The sequence below is a fragment of the Ochrobactrum sp. XJ1 genome (genome assembly GCF_024701725.1).
Taxonomy (GTDB): domain Bacteria; phylum Pseudomonadota; class Alphaproteobacteria; order Rhizobiales; family Rhizobiaceae; genus Brucella; species Brucella anthropi.
This window is the reverse complement of record NZ_VDGD01000006.1, coordinates 100593-116354: the sequence shown is the minus strand read 5'-3', so window position 1 is coordinate 116354 and position 15762 is coordinate 100593. Positions and strand designations below refer to the sequence as shown.

Genomic DNA, 15762 nt, shown 5'->3' with positions numbered 1-15762 from the left:
AGAGTCATCAGAATGAGAATGTCTTTATGATTCAGGCGCGTAAGAGAATTTTCTAAACAGGGAAGAAATATGCTTGCCAAGCAGAATCATATTTTGTTAACCATTTGCTGGCACCTTCATGCACAGGCAACGATAGTTCCGTGTGCTGCCGTGAGGGACATCGGGTCGGCTGCGGAAAGGGGATAAGAGATGCGCGTCCTTTTGATTGAAGACGACAGTGCTATCGCACAGAGCATCGAGTTGATGCTTAAGTCCGAGAGTTTTAATGTCTACACGACCGATCTGGGCGAAGAAGGCATCGACCTCGGCAAGTTATATGATTACGACATCATCCTGCTGGACTTGAACCTGCCGGATATGTCTGGTTACGAAGTTCTTCGCACCTTGCGTCTGTCCAAGGTGAAGACGCCGATCCTTATCCTTTCCGGCATGGCCGGTATCGAGGACAAGGTTCGCGGTCTGGGCTTCGGCGCCGATGACTACATGACCAAGCCGTTCCACAAGGACGAGCTGATCGCACGTATTCATGCGATTGTGCGCCGTTCCAAGGGGCATGCTCAGTCGGTCATCACGACGGGCGACCTGGTGGTCAATCTGGATGCGAAGACGGTCGAAGTTTCCGGCCAGCGCGTTCATCTGACCGGCAAGGAATACCAGATGCTGGAGCTTCTTTCGCTCCGCAAGGGTACGACGCTCACCAAGGAAATGTTCCTCAACCATCTCTATGGTGGCATGGATGAGCCGGAACTGAAGATCATCGACGTCTTCATCTGCAAGCTGCGCAAGAAGCTTGACGCTGTTTCCGGTAGCCAGAGCTACATCGAGACTGTCTGGGGTCGCGGCTATGTGCTGCGTGAGCCGGATGCGGAAATGCGCGAAAGCGCCTGATCGGCAACAGGCTTCGAAATGTAAAAAGCTCCGCTTCGGCGGAGCTTTTGCTTTTTGGGGACTGCTTTTGGATTTAGGCGGACAGGATGCCTGAAAATTGTTCGGTGAGATAGGCGCGGTCAAACGGCTTCAGGATGTAGCCATTGGCGCCTGCGCGCTTCGCCCGCATAATGCGGGTCACATCGAGTTCATAAAGACACAGGATGATGCGGGGGCGGTCGCCGCCCGGCATGGCGCGGAGCTCGGTTACGACCTCCAGCGCTGTCATGTCCGGAAGGTCATAGTCGAGCAGAACGACGTCTGGCATGCGCGCAAAACAGGTTTCGAGCGCTTCCCGGCCGGTTGAGGCCTCAGCAAATTCTGCAATGGTTTCGGAAAGGACGCGGCGCGCGACTTTGCGAATGACGGAGGAATCGTCGACCAGCAGGCAATAACCTGTCATTGGTTCATTCGCCATGCAGTCCCCCTCCACAAATGCGTGTTGGCTGTCACGCCTTCGCTGAATATATTCTGACGCACATCTCACTGGAAATGCGTTGCCTGACTGATAGAGGGTTTTATGACTGTTTGCCAGTGTGAGCGCGGGTCGGCCCCGCGCTCAGGGGCGCTTATTCAGCAGAAAATACGATGTCTTCCGCAGTGGCGTGGATGGAAATCTTCATACCGGCTTCTTCGGCCAGAAGCAGAGTGTAGTAAGGCTGGACGGAATGGGCGTCGATCGGCTCTTCCGGGGTGGCGCCTGAATGAAGCTCAAGGAACTTCGGTGGAACGCGCAGCATACGACCCTTCACGGTGATGACGAAGCGCGGTTCGGTATCTCCGCCTTCGAGGCGCACAGCCAGTGAGCCGCCACGTGGTATGGCTGCATTGCCGATCAGAAGCATGTTCAGAAGCAGCTTGACCTTGTTCTTGGGCAGAAGGACACGCGTGCCTTCCCAAGTGAATTCCGGCTTTTCGTTCTTGAAATATTCAGTGGCGACGTTCTGTGCATCGCCTGTGTCTATCTGCACGCCAGCCGAACCTGCAGCGCCAAAGGCGATGCGGGCAAACTGAAGGCGGGCGGAGGCATTGCGGGCGCTCGACTTGATGAGCGCCATGGCGTCTTCGTCGGCTCCGCCTTCTTCCAGCAGTTCCAGACCGTTATTGATCGCGCCAACCGGCGAAATGATGTCATGACAGATCCTGCTGCACAGAAGCGCACCGAGGTCGAGCGCAGAAAGGGTAACGGGCATTGGCATGGCGTTTTCTCCGGAACGCGGATCGATCCCGCTCGTCCCAGCGTGTTGGGTGAGCAGACCGTTATCGGTTAACGAGACAGTTCGCAAAGCCAGAGTTTGCGCGCTGCATGAAGGTGGGCGAATCGCCCGGAATGTCGATTTAACTGGATACACGCGCCATCGGACCGCCGCAACAAAGCTCTCTTTTCGGTTCTTTCGGGCTCCGGCATTCCCTCACATCAGTGTGAAAAGCTGGAAATCGTATGCCTTCGTAAAGCCAATTTCGATGCTTAAAGGTTTGGACAATAAATTCGGGTCTAAAATAGGCGCGATTCGACCGAAATGTCCGTAAGAGACGTGGTCTGGCTTTTAACAGGGCCGTCAGACAGAGGAGCGGAGAGCCAAAAGGAATTTTACATGGCCATACAATCCCTGTCGCAAATCAGATTCCGCAATGCGGCGTGCTTCGTTGCGTTTTTTGCGGCGCTGTTTGTTTCTTTCATCGCTCTGCCAAATCAGGCCAGAGCACAGAATACATACACTGCCGAGGAAATCGTCGAATCTGGTCACAGGTTCTTCGGGTCGACTTCGGGTGGCATCGCAAGCGCGGTCGAAAAGGCGTTCCAGAGTTTTGGTCTGCCCAACGGCTATATTCTTGGTGAAGAAGGCTCCGGCGCTTTCATCGGTGGCCTGACCTACGGCGAAGGCACGCTCTATACCAAGAACGCAGGCGACCATAAGACCTACTGGCAAGGCCCCTCGCTTGGCTGGGATTTCGGCGGGCAGGGTTCTCGTGTGATGATGCTCGTCTACAATCTCGACGACATCCAGAACCTTTACGGTCGTTATGCCGGTGTTGCAGGCTCTGCCTATGTCATTGCGGGTGTCGGCTTCAACGTCCTGAAACGCGAGAACATCATGCTGGTGCCGATCCGCACCGGTGTGGGCGCGAGGCTGGGCGTGAATATCGGTTATCTGAAGCTGTCCGCTGCGCCGACGTGGAATCCGTTTTAAGGATTAGTTGCTCATAGGTGTCTTTTCAGCCGGAGATTGTTTTAGCTGGCTGGAAAGACGGTCGATTGCGCACTATGAATAGGAAATACTTGTCTGAAACCGTTCGGGCTTATTTGAAATCGTGATCCAGTCCGCTCTCTTTTTCATATTCGGCGTTCTTGTGACAGTTTTCGTCGTGGTTCTGCTCGGCCCTTCGGTCTGGCGCCGCGCCTTTTTTCTGGCGCGCCGGCAGGTTCAGGCGGAACTGCCGATAACGCTGGCCGAGATACGTGCCGACCGCGACGGGTTGCGCGCCGAACACGCCGTTGCGGTCAGCCGTCAGGAACAATTGCTGAAGCTCGAACGCCACAAGAACGCGGAACAGAAGGTGACGCTCGCCCGGCAATATGAAGAGCTGAAACGCATTCCGCTGCTCGAAGAAAGCCAGGCTGAGATAGACAAGCAACTGGAAGAGCACGAGCGGGTGACGAAAGAAGCCGAGACGGCGCGTGACACGGCGCTGGAAAAGGCAGAAATCCTCCAGGCGGAACTGGAACGGATGCAAAGCCACTACAGCGCGCTCGAGGGACTGGCCGATACCTTGCGTATCGAAATAAGTGGAAGCGAGACGGAGTACAGCCGTCTGACAAACGAGATGACTGAAATGCGTCGAGATCGCAAGGAAGCCGCAGCACGTTACAACGAAGTTTCGACCCAGTTGACCTCTGCACAAACGGAACTGAAAAGCGAAAAGCGGCGCAATGGTGAACTGCAGCAGAAGCTTGAAAAGCTGATATCCGAGCTTTCCGACGCGCAGGAAAAAATCGAGCGCTATAGCCGTAAGAATGCTGGCGCGAGTGACAGCCCCGAGTTGGCCGAAATCGAACGCGAGAATGCAGCGCTTCGTGAAGAAATGGCCGTGCTCGCCGCCCGCATGGTGGCTGCGACCGCTGAAAAAGAAGGACCGGAATCTCCGATCCATTCAATTCTTGAAGCGGCAGAAAAATCTGACACAGGAAAAGACAAGAAATCCGGCCCCAAAAGTCTGGCGCGCCGCATTCGCGACCTGCAATAGAGCATTTCCAGTTTAAATCGAATCGTTGGAAATGCTCTATCTCTTTGTTTTTACGTGCATCTTTATCCCATTGTTGCGAAATCAGAAATCAGTCCGGTGGACTGATTTCCCCGCGAAGGCGGTTCCCACTTTTGGGAGACATGCTTTAGTTCAGCGATTATTCCTTGCCGAAAACATCCGACCAGTCGGGATGACGCATCGCCTGCGCGTGCATGAAGCTGCAGCGCGGGATGATTTTCCATCCGCTGCGCCGCGCGTCCAGAACGGCATTCTTGGCAAGCGCCTGCGCGACGCCTTTGCCACGCATCGTATCCGGCACGAAAGTGTGGTCGATGGAAATCAATGAGGGACCAAGCTTCGTATAGGTCATTTCGGCTTCGCTGCCGTCAAGAACAGCCGCATAGCGTCCGCCGTCGGAGCTGTCTTCCTTGCGAATCTCGATAGTCCCGCTCATGCCATCCTCCTGAACAAATACGTGTCCTGATCAACGCATCAAGTTCACAACATAGGAACGGAATGTGCAAATAAAAACCGGCCACGTGGGCCGGTTTTCGATTTGTCGATCCATGACAAGCGCGGAAGATATTGTTCCACCGAGGCCATGATCCCCGTCCTTCCAAAACCTGTCCCGGTTTTGGCGAGACAGGTCTTAGTGACGATATTGTTGTATTCTGGTGGTCCTGAGACCGGCGAGACCATGCTCGTCGATCGAGGATTGCCAGCCAAGGAACTCCTCCACCGTCAATGTATAACGCTGGCATGCCTCCTCAAGGCTCAGAAGTCCGCCGCGAACAGCAGCGACAACTTCGGCCTTGCGGCGGATGACCCAGCGCCTTGTATTGGCGGGGGGAAGGTCCGCGATGGTCAGCGGGCTGCCATCAGGACCGATAACATATTTTATACGTGGTCTTACCAGATCGGTCATTGTACTCTCTACACAACACTCAAGGACCTAATCGAGTGTGAGACTAACGCGACAGCTTTAAAAATTACCTAAGCAGCTGGTAACTCTCTGGTAAGACTTGGAAAAATTTTCGTTTTCGCCCTATTGCCGGCGTTTTTGCGACATATGTCTGGAAAACCTCACGGGGAAGTGTGCCTTGCCTGTCGCAATCTGGACAATGATTGTTCCCGGACCCTTGGCAAATTGCCGCACTTTAGCCTATATAGGGCGCAGAAATCTAAATTTTGAGAAGCAGGGCGTATGCCCGGAAGCTGGAATCAATCATGAGCCTGAACAGCCTCGATCTGCCGGGAAAGCCGGAAGACACGCGCGTTGTCGTCGCCATGTCGGGCGGCGTCGATTCATCTGTTGTGGCCGGGATTCTCAAACGTGAAGGTTACGATGTCGTTGGCGTGACGCTGCAGCTTTATGATCATGGCGCAGCCGTTCATCGCGCTGGTTCCTGCTGTGCGGGACAGGACATCGAAGATGCCCGCCGCGTTTCGGAAAGTCTCGGCATTCCGCATTATGTGCTCGATTACGAAGCGCGTTTCCGCGAAGCTGTGATCGATCCATTTGCGAATTCCTATGTCAGCGGCGAAACACCGATTCCATGCGTCTCCTGTAACCAGACGGTCAAGTTCGCCGATCTTCTCCAGACCGCACGCGATCTTGGCGCCGACGCGCTGGCGACAGGGCATTACATTCGCAGCCGCGCCAATGGTGAGCACCGTGCGCTTTATCGTCCGGTCGATACGGATCGCGACCAGAGCTATTTCCTGTTTGCAACCACGCAGGAGCAGATCGATTATCTGCGCTTCCCGCTCGGTCATCTGCCGAAGGCACAGGTGCGTGAAATTGCAGAGGAAATGGGCCTGACTGTCGCCAAGAAACAGGACAGCCAGGACATTTGCTTCGTGCCGCAGGGAAAATATTCCGACATTATCTCCAAACTGAAGCCGGAAGCGGCCAATCCCGGCGATATTGTCCATATCGATGGCCGTACGCTCGGCCGCCACGATGGCATTGTGCACTACACCGTCGGCCAACGCCGTGGCATTGGCGTTGCCACGGGTGAACCGCTTTATGTCGTGCATCTCGATGCCGCCAATGCGCGGGTTATCGTCGGTCCGCGTGAAGCGCTGGAAACACACAAAGTCTTCCTGCGCGACATCAACTGGCTGGGCGATGCGCCGATCAGCGATTTGCCTGAAGGCGGAATGGAAGTATTCGCGAAGGTTCGCTCGACCCGACCGCCACGCCCTGCCGTGCTGCGCCATGCCGATGGCCAGACCTGGGTTGAGCTGGTCGATGGTGAAAGCGGTATCGCTCCGGGACAGGCCTGTGTGCTTTATTCCGATGAAAGCAACACTGCGCGCGTCTTTGGCGGCGGCTTTATTGGCCGTTCGGAACGCGAGCCGCAGGCAGAAGAGATGTTGCGCCGCCTTGTCGCCAACACGGCAAGTGCCTCGGCAGCTTGAAGCTTTTTCTGATCGATGAATGAAAAGCGGGTGCGAGAGCATCCGCTTTTTTTATGTGTGTCAGCAAGATGCTATCTCAGTTAGAGCATTCGTTGTTATGCATGTCTTTATTCCGAATCCGGTTTCCACTTTCGAGATACATGCTCCAGAGTTTGAAAGCGACAAACGGGAAGTCAATTGCACTGGCTGCGTCTAAGCTCATAGTGAGCGGTATTTTGAGCGCGTTTTGATCCGGCCGAATCAGATCGGCGCTCCAACTTTTTGTTTTGATGCGCATCTTATCCGAAAACCGTTTCACGCTTTTCGGGATGCACTCCAAGCTTTGGCTTCAGAGGTCTTGAAGATGACGGCGCAGAAAATGATGGGGTGGAAGGAATGGGCGATGCTTCTTGTTCTTTCCGTTCTCTGGGGCGGTTCATTCTTCTTCAACGGCATTGCTGTTCGAGAATTGCCGCCTTTCAGTATCGTCACGCTACGGGTGGGGCTGGCTGCGCTCGCTTTGGTCGTATTGATTCGCATGATGGGCCTGTCGCTGCCAAAAGACCGCCGTGTATGGCTGGCGTTTTTCGGAATGGGCTTTCTCAATAATCTGCTGCCTTTCTGTCTCATCGTCTGGGGGCAGACCCAGATTGCCAGCGGGCTGGCTTCCATCCTCAATGCCACGACACCGCTCTTCGGCGTCATTGTTGCGCATTTTCTGACGGTGGATGAAAAGATCACCAGGAACAAGATTGCTGGCGTTTTGATCGGCTTTTGCGGTGTAGCAATCATGATCGGACCCGATGCCATCAGCGGGCTTGGAGGCAATCTGTGGCCGCAGCTTGCGGTTCTGTGTGCTGCTTTTTCTTATTCGCTGGCGGGAATTTTCGGTCGTCGCTTCAAAGCGATGGGGGTCGCGCCGTTGATAACCGCTACCGGCCAGGTGACGGCCACGACCGTCATGCTCATTCCGGTGGCTTTGTTGGTCGATCATCCCTGGACGCTGGCCGCTCCGAGCGCGGCAGTCTGGGGAGCGCTGGCCGGTATTGCGCTTCTTTCAACAGCACTCGCTTATGTTCTCTTTTTCCGTATTCTTTCGACGGCGGGCGCGGTCAATCTCATGCTGGTGACGTTTCTCATTCCCGTTAGTGCAATCCTGCTCGGAGTGCTCTTTCTTGGCGAGACTTTGCAAGCCAAGCATTTGATCGGCATGGCAATGATCGCCGCAGGATTGGCAGCCATCGACGGCCGGTTGATAGCAGCGGTATTGCCATCGTCAGGCCAACGAGAAATCTACTGAAACTTGCTGAAGCGCGACAAGGCGATGCCGGATGCGGTTGCAACATTCAGGCTGTCGAACGCAGTGGACATGGGAATTCGCGCTGTTTGCAGCTTCTCAAGCAGGCGTGGCGGTAATCCTTCGCCTTCCGTGCCGAGCAGGAGCGCCTGTCGGCCGTACTTGGTCGCATCGTAGACACTGAGCGACGATGACGGGCTGAGCGCAAGCAGGTTGAAGTCGGCATCGCCCAGCGCAGCGATGATCTCATCAATGCTTCCACCGTGGAAATAGGGAACTTTCAGCGTGGCGCCGACCGATACCCGAATAGCCTTGCGGTAAAGCGGGTCGCAGCACGTATCGTCCATCAGGACGCAGTCGGCTTCGAAAGCGGCGGCATTGCGGAAGATCGAACCGACATTGTCGTGATTGGAAATGCCGCACAAAACGACGACGAGTGATTTTGCGGGCAGGGTATCCAGCATTGCCTGAAGGCTTGGCGGCGTCTTGCGACGGCCTACTGCAAGAATGCCGCGATGGACATGAAATCCCGCGACCGCGTCCATAACAGTTTGTGGAACGGAATAGACAGGAACCTCTGAGGGCAATTGGCTGAGTTGTTCGCCGAGGCCCGCAAGCCGGTTCTCCAGAACGAGCAGTGATTCTGTCTCAAAACGTGCCGAAGATGAGAACAGAACGTTCAGAACCACTTTACCTTCAGCGATAAACCGCTGCTGGCGTCCTACAAGATCCTTTTCGCGAATATCGCGATAAGGGGACAAGCGGATGTCGTTCGGATCGTCGATCTGCTGGACGCAGCCGTGCGAATGAGTGTCTTGGTTCATCGCACGGCTGTGACCTCATGTGATTATGCGTGAGCGACTGCCGCCAGATTATGTCTGCGCGGTGTTGGACTCATATACAGACTTGAAAGTGTCGACAACATCAACTCGATATGCGGCGAAGAGACCATATAATAGATGGTCTGCGCGTCGCGACGGGTAGAAACGAGGTCAAGGGCTCGCAATTTTGCCAGGTGCTGAGACAAGGCGGATTGGCTAAGGTCAATCGCCTTGGCAAGCGCACCTACCGACATTTCATTATGAAGCAACTTACATAAAATTAGTAATCGCTTATTGTTAGCAAGTGCCGACAGGAAGTCGGCAGCCTGATCTACATTTTCAATTAAATCAAAGAAAGTATTCTCGTTGCTCATTTGCCGTCATACCCCCGTAAGACTCGACAAAGTTAAAAATATACATGCGAATTTTCATAAGCATGCATATTGAAAATAATGCCATATGCAGAATTTGAAAAGCCCTTGCTTATATTCAATCCAGTATAAAGACGTGCAATTTCGTCCCAAAAAAAATGCGGTTTTGTTTCAGGGGGCTTTATTTACTGTTTGGTCAGTGCTGTAACAGCTTCCCTTACGGAAGGTGGATTCGAAGGAAAAACGTAACGCAGAACAAGGTCGCCATTGGCGATGTCGACGCCATCCGGATCCAATCCTATCACCTTCTGCTGATCTTTGACGGTTCCTGCTTTTAAAAGCTGTTGAGCAATTTGCGCAATTTTTGGTGCGTGATACTCGTTCATGCTGTCGAGCGCATTTTGCTCGCTTTCGGCAAAGTCCGCGCTGATCGACGCTGCGCAGAGCAAGTCGTCCTGTGTCAGGTTGAATGCCTTGCCAAAGCCACCATTCAAGCTGGCGCTTTCCAGTTCAAGCCGGAAAAAGACAAAGTCTCCGAGATCCACATAAAGCGAACCCTTCGGATTGTGATTGAGATAGCGTCGCCGAATGCGGGGGTAGTCAGCCGCTGTTCTCTCAACTTTCCGGGCCTGACAATGAAGCGTGACGCGCGCATGGGCGAGGGGGTCTCCCTTGCCAACCTCGCCGAGCAGAAGCGAGCAGGCCGGGTTTGCCAGCAGCCCCGGTGTGTGTGTCGCCAATCCGGAAACCAGAATGAGAGGCGTTCCGTCCATATCCGTCGCTACGGAGACACGACTTGCCAGTGGCCTGCCGGTCGCAGCGTCGAAAACGGCGATGGCACCGTAGCGCGATGTCCGCAACAGGGTTTTGGCAAGCTGAATGGCTTCAGGCGTGGTCGGGCGAATTGGATTGGTTTCAGGCATGGCTGTCAGACTCAAATATGACTCATATTGTCCACTTAATACTGTGCCTTATTCGATAGAGCCAGCGAATTCGGTGGAGTCCTTATGCCGGACGTTCAAAACTGCAAGCAATTTCCGATTGATCGGCCGCCTTGATGTCGCGCCTGAGTCGGTGATGCATAAGTTGCATTATCCCATGCAAAATGCGTGCGAATAATATTATAAATCAAGGGGCTTTAGCGCAATATTTCGAAATTGTGTCGATTGATGGAATAAAAATCTAACCATTGGGGCCAAAACCCGTTGAGAATGTGAACTGGTTCTACAGATTGCGCTTGCAAAGTGACAGTCCACGCGTTTCGATAAGCGCAAGCTGCGGGCAATGGGGTGCGCGCGGCATGCTTTTCCGTGGAGGCGGACAATAATGAAATTCTACCAAAAACTCCTGGCAGCAACCGCGCTGGTGGCTCTGATGAGCGGTGCTGCATCGGCAAAGACCTTTGTATATTGCTCGCCGGCTTCGCCTGAAGGCTTCGATCCGGCTGCCTATACCGGCGGCGATACGTTCGATGCCTCGGCGCATCCGGTCTACAACCGCCTTGCCGAATTCGAAAACGGAACGACGAAAGTCGTGCCGGGTCTCGCAGAAAGCTGGGATGTTTCCGCCGATGGTCTGGAATACACCTTCCATCTGCGCAAGGGCGTCAAGTTCCATTCGAACGACTATTTCACGCCGACCCGTGATTTCAACGCCGACGACGTGATTTTCTCGTTTGATCGCATGCGCAACAAGGACAATCCTTGGCACCAGTACACCGCTGGCATCACCTACGAATATTTCGACAGCATGGAAATGGGTGCGCTGATCAAGGAAATCACCAAGGTTGACGATTATACCGTCAAGTTTGTGCTGAACCGTCCAGAAGCACCGTTCCTCGCAAATATCTCGATGCCTTTCGCTTCGATCATTTCGAAGGAATACACGGACAAGCTTGCCGCCGACGGCAAGAAGGACGATCTCAATCAGGTTCCGGTCGGTACTGGTCCTTTCCAGTTCGTCGCCTACCAGAAGGACGCCGTCGTCCGCTTCAAGGCCAACGAAAACTATTGGGGTGGCAAGCCGAAGATCGACGATCTCGTCTTCGCAATCACGACCGATCCTGCTGTTCGCGCGCAGAAGCTCAAGGCTGGCGAATGCCACCTGATGTCCTATCCTGCTCCGGCAGACATCAAGGGCCTGCAGGCCGATTCCAACCTCAAGGTTGACGAACAGGCTGGCCTCAATGTGGCTTACTTCGCGTACAACACGCTGAAGGCACCTTATGACAAGCCGGAAGTGCGCAAGGCGCTGAACCAGGCTATCAACAAGCAGGCCATCGTCGATGCCGTGTTCCAGGGTCAGGGCCAGGTTGCCAAGAACCCGATCCCGCCGACAATGTGGGGCTACAACGACAAGGTCGAGGACGACAAGTACGATCCGGAAGCTGCCAAGAAGGCTCTCGAAGCCGCTGGCGTCAAGGATCTGAAGATGAAGCTGTGGGCCATGCCTGTCAGCCGTCCGTACATGCCGAACGCACGTCGTACTGCTGAACTCATGCAGTCCGATCTGGCCAAGGTTGGCGTCAGCGCTGAAATCGTTTCGATGGAATGGGGTGAATATCTCAAGAAGTCGTCCGACAAGGACCGCGACGGCTCCGTCATCCTCGGCTGGACCGGTGACAACGGCGATCCGGACAACTTCCTGGGTACGCTTCTCGGCTGCGCCGGTGTTGGCAATAACAACCGCGCCCAGTGGTGCTACAAGCCGTTCGAAGACCTGATCCAGAAGGCCAAGGTTTCGACCAGCCAGGAAGAGCGCACGAAGCTTTACGAAGAAGCACAGGTAATCTTTAAGGAGCAGGCTCCTTGGAATACGCTTGCTCACTCGACGGTCTTTGTGCCGATGTCGGCCAAGGTTACGGGCTTCAAACAGAGCCCGCTCGGCGATTATCGCTTCGAAGACGTTGATATTTCCGAGTAAAATCTGACAACACAAGCGGCCGGGTGTAGGGTGATCCCCTGCACCCGGTCGGAGTTTTTGTATGTTCCGTTTCATATTCAACAAACTCGTCTATCTGGTTCCGACCTTCATAGGCATTACAATCGTAGCCTTCGCCTTCGTCCGGGTTCTTCCCGGCGATCCTGTGCTACTGATGGCCGGCGAACGCGGCGTAAGCCCTGAGCGCCATGCCGAGCTGATGGCGCAACTTGGGTTCGATCGCCCGATCTGGCAGCAATATCTGGACTATGTCTGGAACCTGCTGCATGGCGATTTCGGTCAGTCTCTGGTGACCAAGAAGCCTGTTCTCGTCGAATTTTTCGCGCTGTTTCCTGCAACTGTCGAGTTGTCCATCTGCGCGATCATCGTGGCTATTCTCCTTGGCATTCCTGCCGGCGTCATCGCTGCTGTCAAGCGCGGTTCGTGGTTCGATCAGGGCCTGATGGGCATTTCGCTGGTCGGTTATTCGATGCCGATTTTCTGGTGGGCGCTGCTGCTCATCATTTTCTTCTCGGGCGTGCTGCAGTGGACACCGGTTTCCGGTCGTATATCGCTGCTCTATTTCTTCCCGCCTGTGACCGGTTTCATGCTGATCGACAGTCTGCTGTCGGATCAGAAGGGCGCTTTCGCCTCGGCGGTCTCGCATCTCATCCTGCCGACCATCGTGCTTGCGACCATTCCGCTCGCCGTTATCGCGCGTCAGACCCGCTCCGCTATGCTGGAAGTTTTAGGCGAGGACTATGTGCGCACCGCTCGCGCCAAGGGCCTGCCGGTTCGTCGCGTTGTCGGACTGCACGCACTTCGCAACGCGATGATCCCTGTTATCACGACTATCGGCCTGCAGGTTGGCGTTCTGATGGCTGGTGCGATCCTGACCGAGACGATCTTCTCCTGGCCCGGTATCGGCAAATGGATGCTCGATTCCATTTTCCGTCGCGATTATCCGGTCGTGCAAAGCGGACTGCTGCTGATTGCATTCATCATCATGCTGGTGAATCTGGTCGTGGATCTGCTGTACGGCCTTATCAATCCGCGTATCCGGCACAAGTGAGGGTATCATGACACACTCAGCTATTCAGCCGGAAGCCGCGAACGACATTGGCAAGATGCGTGCGCTGAAGGACTTCTGGTTTTATTTCAGCGTCAACCGTGGCGCTGTGATCGGTCTTTTCGTATTCCTCGCGATTATTCTGGTGGCGATCTTCGCTCCATTGATTGCGCCGCACGATCCTACGGAACAGTTCCGTCAATTCGTGAAGGTTCCACCCTTCTGGGAAGATGGCGGTTCGACCCAGTTCCTTCTGGGAACGGATGCTGTCGGGCGTGATATTCTGTCCCGCCTGATCTATGGCGCGCAGTATTCGCTGCTCGTGGGCTTTGTCATCGTCATTATTTCGATGTGCCTCGGCATCACCATCGGCCTCATCACCGGCTATTTCGGTGGCGGCGTCGATACGGTGTTTATGCGCATCATGGACGTTATCCTGGCATTCCCGTCGCTCCTGCTGGCTCTGGTTCTGGTGGCAATCCTCGGACCCGGCCTGATCAATGCCGTTCTGGCGATCACGCTGGTTCTGCTGCCGCACTTCTCGCGTCTCACCCGCGCTGCCGTCATGGCGGAAAAGGAACGCGAATATGTGACCGCGGCCAAGCTTGCCGGTGCAAGCAAGCTGCGCCTGATGTTCAAGACGATTCTGCCGAACTGCCTTGCTCCGCTTGTGGTGCAGGCAACGATGTCGTTCTCCAACGCCATCCTCGACGTTGCGGCTCTGGGCTTTCTTGGCATGGGCGCGCAACCGCCAACGCCAGAATGGGGCACGATGCTTGCCGAAGCGCGTGAGTTCATCCTGAGTGCCTGGTGGATCGTTACTTTCCCCGGCCTTGCTATCCTGATTACTGTTCTCGCCATCAACCTGATTGGCGACGGTCTGCGCGATGCGCTTGACCCGAAACTGAAGAGGAGCTGATCGATGGCTCTGCTTGAAATCAAGAACCTCACGGTTTCTTTTGACACCTCGACCGGCCCGTTCCGGGCGGTCGACGGGATCGACATAAGGGTCGACAAGGGCGAAGTGCTTGCGATTGTCGGCGAGTCCGGTTCAGGCAAGTCGGTCGGCATGCTTGCCGTCATGGGGCTTCTGCCCAAGACGGCAACTGTTACCGCAGACACCATGACCTTCGATGGCAAGGACTTGCAGGCAATGTCCGACAAGGAGCGCCGCAAGATCATCGGTCGTGATATTTCGATGATTTTCCAGGAACCTGTTGCCAGCCTAAACCCGTGCTTCACGGTCGGGTATCAGCTTGAGGAAGTGCTGAAGCAGCATATGGGCATGAACGGCTCGGCGAGCCGTGCGCGTGCTATCGAGCTTCTGGAACTCGTCGGCATTCGCGATGCTGCGGAACGCCTGAAAAGCTTCCCGCATCAGATGTCGGGCGGCCAGTGCCAGCGCGTCATGATCGCTATCGCGATTGCCTGCAACCCGAAGCTCCTTATCGCCGACGAACCGACAACGGCTCTCGACGTTACGATTCAGAAGCAGATTCTCGATCTTCTGATGCGGCTTCAGGTGGAACACGGCATGGGTCTCATCATGATTACCCACGATATGGGTGTCGTGGCTGAAACGGCGGACCGTGTGATCGTGCAGTACAAGGGCCACAAGATGGAGGATGCCGACGTGCTGTCGCTATTCTCTGCGCCCAAGCACCCTTACACCCGTGCGCTGCTCTCGGCCCTGCCGGAAAATGCGACCGGTGATCGTCTTCCGACGGTTTCCGATTTCGTCTTTGAAAATAATGGTGCGGGAGAAGCGCGATGAGCGAGATTGTTCTCGAGGCGCGCGACATCAAGCGCGATTATCATGTTGGCGGTGGTCTGTTCGGCAAGGCAAAAGTGGTTCATGCCGTCAAGGGCGTGAGCTTCAAGGTCGAAAAAGGCAAGACGCTGGCGATCGTTGGTGAATCGGGTTGCGGCAAGTCCACGCTGGCACGCATTCTCACCATGATCGACCCGCAGACATCCGGCGAACTGAAGATCGGCGGCAAGGATGTGGATATCGCTCGCGATGGCCTGACGCCCGAAATGCGCCAGAAGGTGCAGATCGTTTTCCAGAACCCGTATGGCTCGCTCAATCCGCGCCAGAAGATCGGTGACGTTCTGGCTGAGCCTCTGCTGCTGAATACGAACATGTCAGCCGAGGAGCGCCGCGCGAAGGCTATGCAGATGTTGTTGAAGGTCGGCCTCGGTCGCGAACACTTCAACCGCTATCCGCATATGTTCTCCGGCGGCCAGCGCCAGCGTATCGCCATTGCGCGTGCGCTGATGCTCAACCCGAAGCTGCTCATTCTCGATGAGCCGGTTTCCGCGCTCGATCTGTCCGTGCAGGCGCAGGTTCTGAACCTGCTGTCTGATCTGCAGGAAGAATTTGGTCTCACCTATGTTTTCATCAGCCATGACCTTTCGGTCGTGCGCTACATCGCCGATGAGGTGATGGTGATGTATTTCGGTGAGGTGGTTGAATACGGCTCGCGTGACGACGTTTTCAACAATCCGCAGCATGACTATACGAAGAAGCTCTTTGCTGCGACGCCGCGTGCGGATGTCGATGCCATCAAGGCTCGCGTGGAAGCACGCGCTGCTGCCAGACAGGCAGCGCATAGCTGATCTACATCTATATGCAGTCTGAAATGAAAAAACCGCACATGAAAATGTGCGGTTTTTTGTTTTGAGCATCTCCAGCAAAAGCGCGAACGA

At 55.0% G+C, this 15762-nt stretch carries 17 protein-coding genes; 10 read left to right on the top strand and 7 right to left on the bottom strand.

All coding sequences use genetic code 11. From position 1 onward, the window contains the following. Positions 1 to 189: 189 nt before the first annotated feature. Positions 190 to 888, top strand: a complete 699-nt coding sequence (gene ctrA / locus FG152_RS12190) for a response regulator transcription factor CtrA (RefSeq protein WP_010659553.1) — start codon at positions 190 to 192, stop codon at positions 886 to 888. A 73-nt stretch (positions 889 to 961) separates the two neighbouring features. On the opposite strand, the gene FG152_RS12185 is transcribed toward ctrA, so the two are convergent. Together FG152_RS12185 and chpT are read right to left on the bottom strand one after the other, a co-directional pair. Continuing rightward, the gene (locus FG152_RS12185) at positions 962 to 1345 is read right to left on the bottom strand and encodes a response regulator (protein WP_010659554.1); all 384 of its coding nucleotides are present in this window, start codon (positions 1343 to 1345) and stop codon (positions 962 to 964) included. 151 nt (positions 1346 to 1496) lie between these two features. Beyond that, positions 1497 to 2126 carry a histidine phosphotransferase ChpT gene (chpT, locus tag FG152_RS12180; RefSeq protein WP_010659555.1) on the bottom strand — a complete coding sequence of 210 codons (630 nt, stop codon included), beginning with the start codon at positions 2124 to 2126 and terminating at the stop codon, positions 1497 to 1499. A 396-nt stretch (positions 2127 to 2522) separates the two neighbouring features. On the opposite strand from chpT, the gene FG152_RS12175 reads away from it, so the two are divergent. Both FG152_RS12175 and FG152_RS12170 read left to right on the top strand, forming a co-directional pair. After that, on the top strand, positions 2523 to 3119 hold the full coding sequence (locus tag FG152_RS12175; RefSeq protein WP_010659556.1) for a DUF1134 domain-containing protein: 597 nt from the start codon (positions 2523 to 2525) through the stop codon (positions 3117 to 3119). A gap of 145 nt (positions 3120 to 3264) precedes the next feature. Beyond that, positions 3265 to 4173 carry a coiled-coil domain-containing protein gene (locus FG152_RS12170; RefSeq protein WP_029376051.1) on the top strand — a complete coding sequence of 303 codons (909 nt, stop codon included), beginning with the start codon at positions 3265 to 3267 and terminating at the stop codon, positions 4171 to 4173. Between the two features lie 157 nt (positions 4174 to 4330). On the opposite strand, the gene FG152_RS12165 is transcribed toward FG152_RS12170, so the two are convergent. Further along, the gene (locus tag FG152_RS12165; protein ID WP_010659558.1) at positions 4331 to 4627 is read right to left on the bottom strand and encodes a GNAT family N-acetyltransferase; all 297 of its coding nucleotides are present in this window, start codon (positions 4625 to 4627) and stop codon (positions 4331 to 4333) included. Between the two features lie 195 nt (positions 4628 to 4822). Further along, entirely contained in the window at positions 4823 to 5098 is a 276-nt protein-coding gene (sciP, locus tag FG152_RS12160; RefSeq protein ID WP_010659559.1) for a CtrA inhibitor SciP, read from the bottom strand. A gap of 302 nt (positions 5099 to 5400) precedes the next feature. Here sciP and mnmA point away from each other — a divergent pair, with 302 nt between their 5' ends. Continuing rightward, a complete protein-coding gene (gene mnmA / locus FG152_RS12155) occupies positions 5401 to 6597 on the top strand; it encodes a tRNA 2-thiouridine(34) synthase MnmA (protein ID WP_010659560.1) in 1197 nt (398 codons plus the stop codon). A 343-nt stretch (positions 6598 to 6940) separates the two neighbouring features. Continuing rightward, the gene (locus FG152_RS12150; RefSeq protein WP_010659562.1) at positions 6941 to 7876 is read left to right on the top strand and encodes a DMT family transporter; all 936 of its coding nucleotides are present in this window, start codon (positions 6941 to 6943) and stop codon (positions 7874 to 7876) included. On the opposite strand, the gene FG152_RS12145 is transcribed toward FG152_RS12150, so the two are convergent. The 3 genes from FG152_RS12145 to FG152_RS12135 form a co-directional block, all read right to left on the bottom strand. Next, positions 7870 to 8697, bottom strand: a complete 828-nt coding sequence (locus FG152_RS12145; protein WP_010659563.1) for a TrmH family RNA methyltransferase — start codon at positions 8695 to 8697, stop codon at positions 7870 to 7872. The genes FG152_RS12150 and FG152_RS12145 overlap by 7 nt on opposite strands. A 23-nt stretch (positions 8698 to 8720) precedes the next feature. Beyond that, positions 8721 to 9068, bottom strand: coding sequence for an ArsR/SmtB family transcription factor (locus tag FG152_RS12140; RefSeq protein WP_010659564.1), 348 nt, complete (start codon positions 9066 to 9068; stop codon positions 8721 to 8723). A 182-nt stretch (positions 9069 to 9250) separates the two neighbouring features. Next, positions 9251 to 9988, bottom strand: coding sequence for a HugZ family pyridoxamine 5'-phosphate oxidase (locus FG152_RS12135; protein ID WP_029376053.1), 738 nt, complete (start codon positions 9986 to 9988; stop codon positions 9251 to 9253). A 403-nt stretch (positions 9989 to 10391) separates the two neighbouring features. Between FG152_RS12135 and FG152_RS12130 the strand changes: the two genes are divergently transcribed. The 5 genes from FG152_RS12130 (at position 10392) to FG152_RS12110 (ending at position 15672) form a co-directional block, all read left to right on the top strand. Beyond that, positions 10392 to 11987: an ABC transporter substrate-binding protein gene (locus FG152_RS12130; RefSeq protein ID WP_010659566.1), complete on the top strand. Its 1596-nt coding sequence runs from the start codon at positions 10392 to 10394 to the stop codon at positions 11985 to 11987. Between the two features lie 61 nt (positions 11988 to 12048). Further along, positions 12049 to 13056, top strand: coding sequence for an ABC transporter permease subunit (locus tag FG152_RS12125; protein WP_010659567.1), 1008 nt, complete (start codon positions 12049 to 12051; stop codon positions 13054 to 13056). 7 nt (positions 13057 to 13063) lie between these two features. Continuing rightward, positions 13064 to 13972 (top strand): ABC transporter permease subunit, encoded by a 909-nt coding sequence (locus FG152_RS12120; protein ID WP_010659568.1) that lies wholly within the window; start codon positions 13064 to 13066, stop codon positions 13970 to 13972. A gap of 3 nt (positions 13973 to 13975) precedes the next feature. Then, positions 13976 to 14827: an ABC transporter ATP-binding protein gene (locus tag FG152_RS12115; protein ID WP_010659569.1), complete on the top strand. Its 852-nt coding sequence runs from the start codon at positions 13976 to 13978 to the stop codon at positions 14825 to 14827. Further along, positions 14824 to 15672, top strand: coding sequence for a dipeptide ABC transporter ATP-binding protein (locus FG152_RS12110; RefSeq protein ID WP_010659570.1), 849 nt, complete (start codon positions 14824 to 14826; stop codon positions 15670 to 15672). The genes FG152_RS12115 and FG152_RS12110 overlap by 4 nt, the downstream gene beginning before the upstream one ends. The last annotated feature ends 90 nt before the right edge of the window (positions 15673 to 15762 follow it).

What these genes read in the sequence shown, in the direction of transcription:
- ctrA (WP_010659553.1), top strand. Translation starts at nt 190, where the DNA reads ATGCGCGTCCTTTTGATTGAAGACGACAGTGCTATCGCACAGAGCATC.
- FG152_RS12185 (WP_010659554.1), bottom strand. Translation starts at nt 1,345, where the DNA reads ATGGCGAATGAACCAATGACAGGTTATTGCCTGCTGGTCGACGATTCC.
- chpT (WP_010659555.1), bottom strand. Translation starts at nt 2,126, where the DNA reads ATGCCAATGCCCGTTACCCTTTCTGCGCTCGACCTCGGTGCGCTTCTG.
- FG152_RS12175 (WP_010659556.1), top strand. Translation starts at nt 2,523, where the DNA reads ATGGCCATACAATCCCTGTCGCAAATCAGATTCCGCAATGCGGCGTGC.
- FG152_RS12165 (WP_010659558.1), bottom strand. Translation starts at nt 4,627, where the DNA reads ATGAGCGGGACTATCGAGATTCGCAAGGAAGACAGCTCCGACGGCGGA.
- sciP (WP_010659559.1), bottom strand. Translation starts at nt 5,098, where the DNA reads ATGACCGATCTGGTAAGACCACGTATAAAATATGTTATCGGTCCTGAT.
- mnmA (WP_010659560.1), top strand. Translation starts at nt 5,401, where the DNA reads ATGAGCCTGAACAGCCTCGATCTGCCGGGAAAGCCGGAAGACACGCGC.
- FG152_RS12150 (WP_010659562.1), top strand. Translation starts at nt 6,941, where the DNA reads ATGACGGCGCAGAAAATGATGGGGTGGAAGGAATGGGCGATGCTTCTT.
- FG152_RS12145 (WP_010659563.1), bottom strand. Translation starts at nt 8,697, where the DNA reads ATGAACCAAGACACTCATTCGCACGGCTGCGTCCAGCAGATCGACGAT.
- FG152_RS12140 (WP_010659564.1), bottom strand. Translation starts at nt 9,068, where the DNA reads ATGAGCAACGAGAATACTTTCTTTGATTTAATTGAAAATGTAGATCAG.
- FG152_RS12135 (WP_029376053.1), bottom strand. Translation starts at nt 9,988, where the DNA reads ATGCCTGAAACCAATCCAATTCGCCCGACCACGCCTGAAGCCATTCAG.
- FG152_RS12130 (WP_010659566.1), top strand. Translation starts at nt 10,392, where the DNA reads ATGAAATTCTACCAAAAACTCCTGGCAGCAACCGCGCTGGTGGCTCTG.
- FG152_RS12125 (WP_010659567.1), top strand. Translation starts at nt 12,049, where the DNA reads ATGTTCCGTTTCATATTCAACAAACTCGTCTATCTGGTTCCGACCTTC.
- FG152_RS12120 (WP_010659568.1), top strand. Translation starts at nt 13,064, where the DNA reads ATGACACACTCAGCTATTCAGCCGGAAGCCGCGAACGACATTGGCAAG.
- FG152_RS12115 (WP_010659569.1), top strand. Translation starts at nt 13,976, where the DNA reads ATGGCTCTGCTTGAAATCAAGAACCTCACGGTTTCTTTTGACACCTCG.
- FG152_RS12110 (WP_010659570.1), top strand. Translation starts at nt 14,824, where the DNA reads ATGAGCGAGATTGTTCTCGAGGCGCGCGACATCAAGCGCGATTATCAT.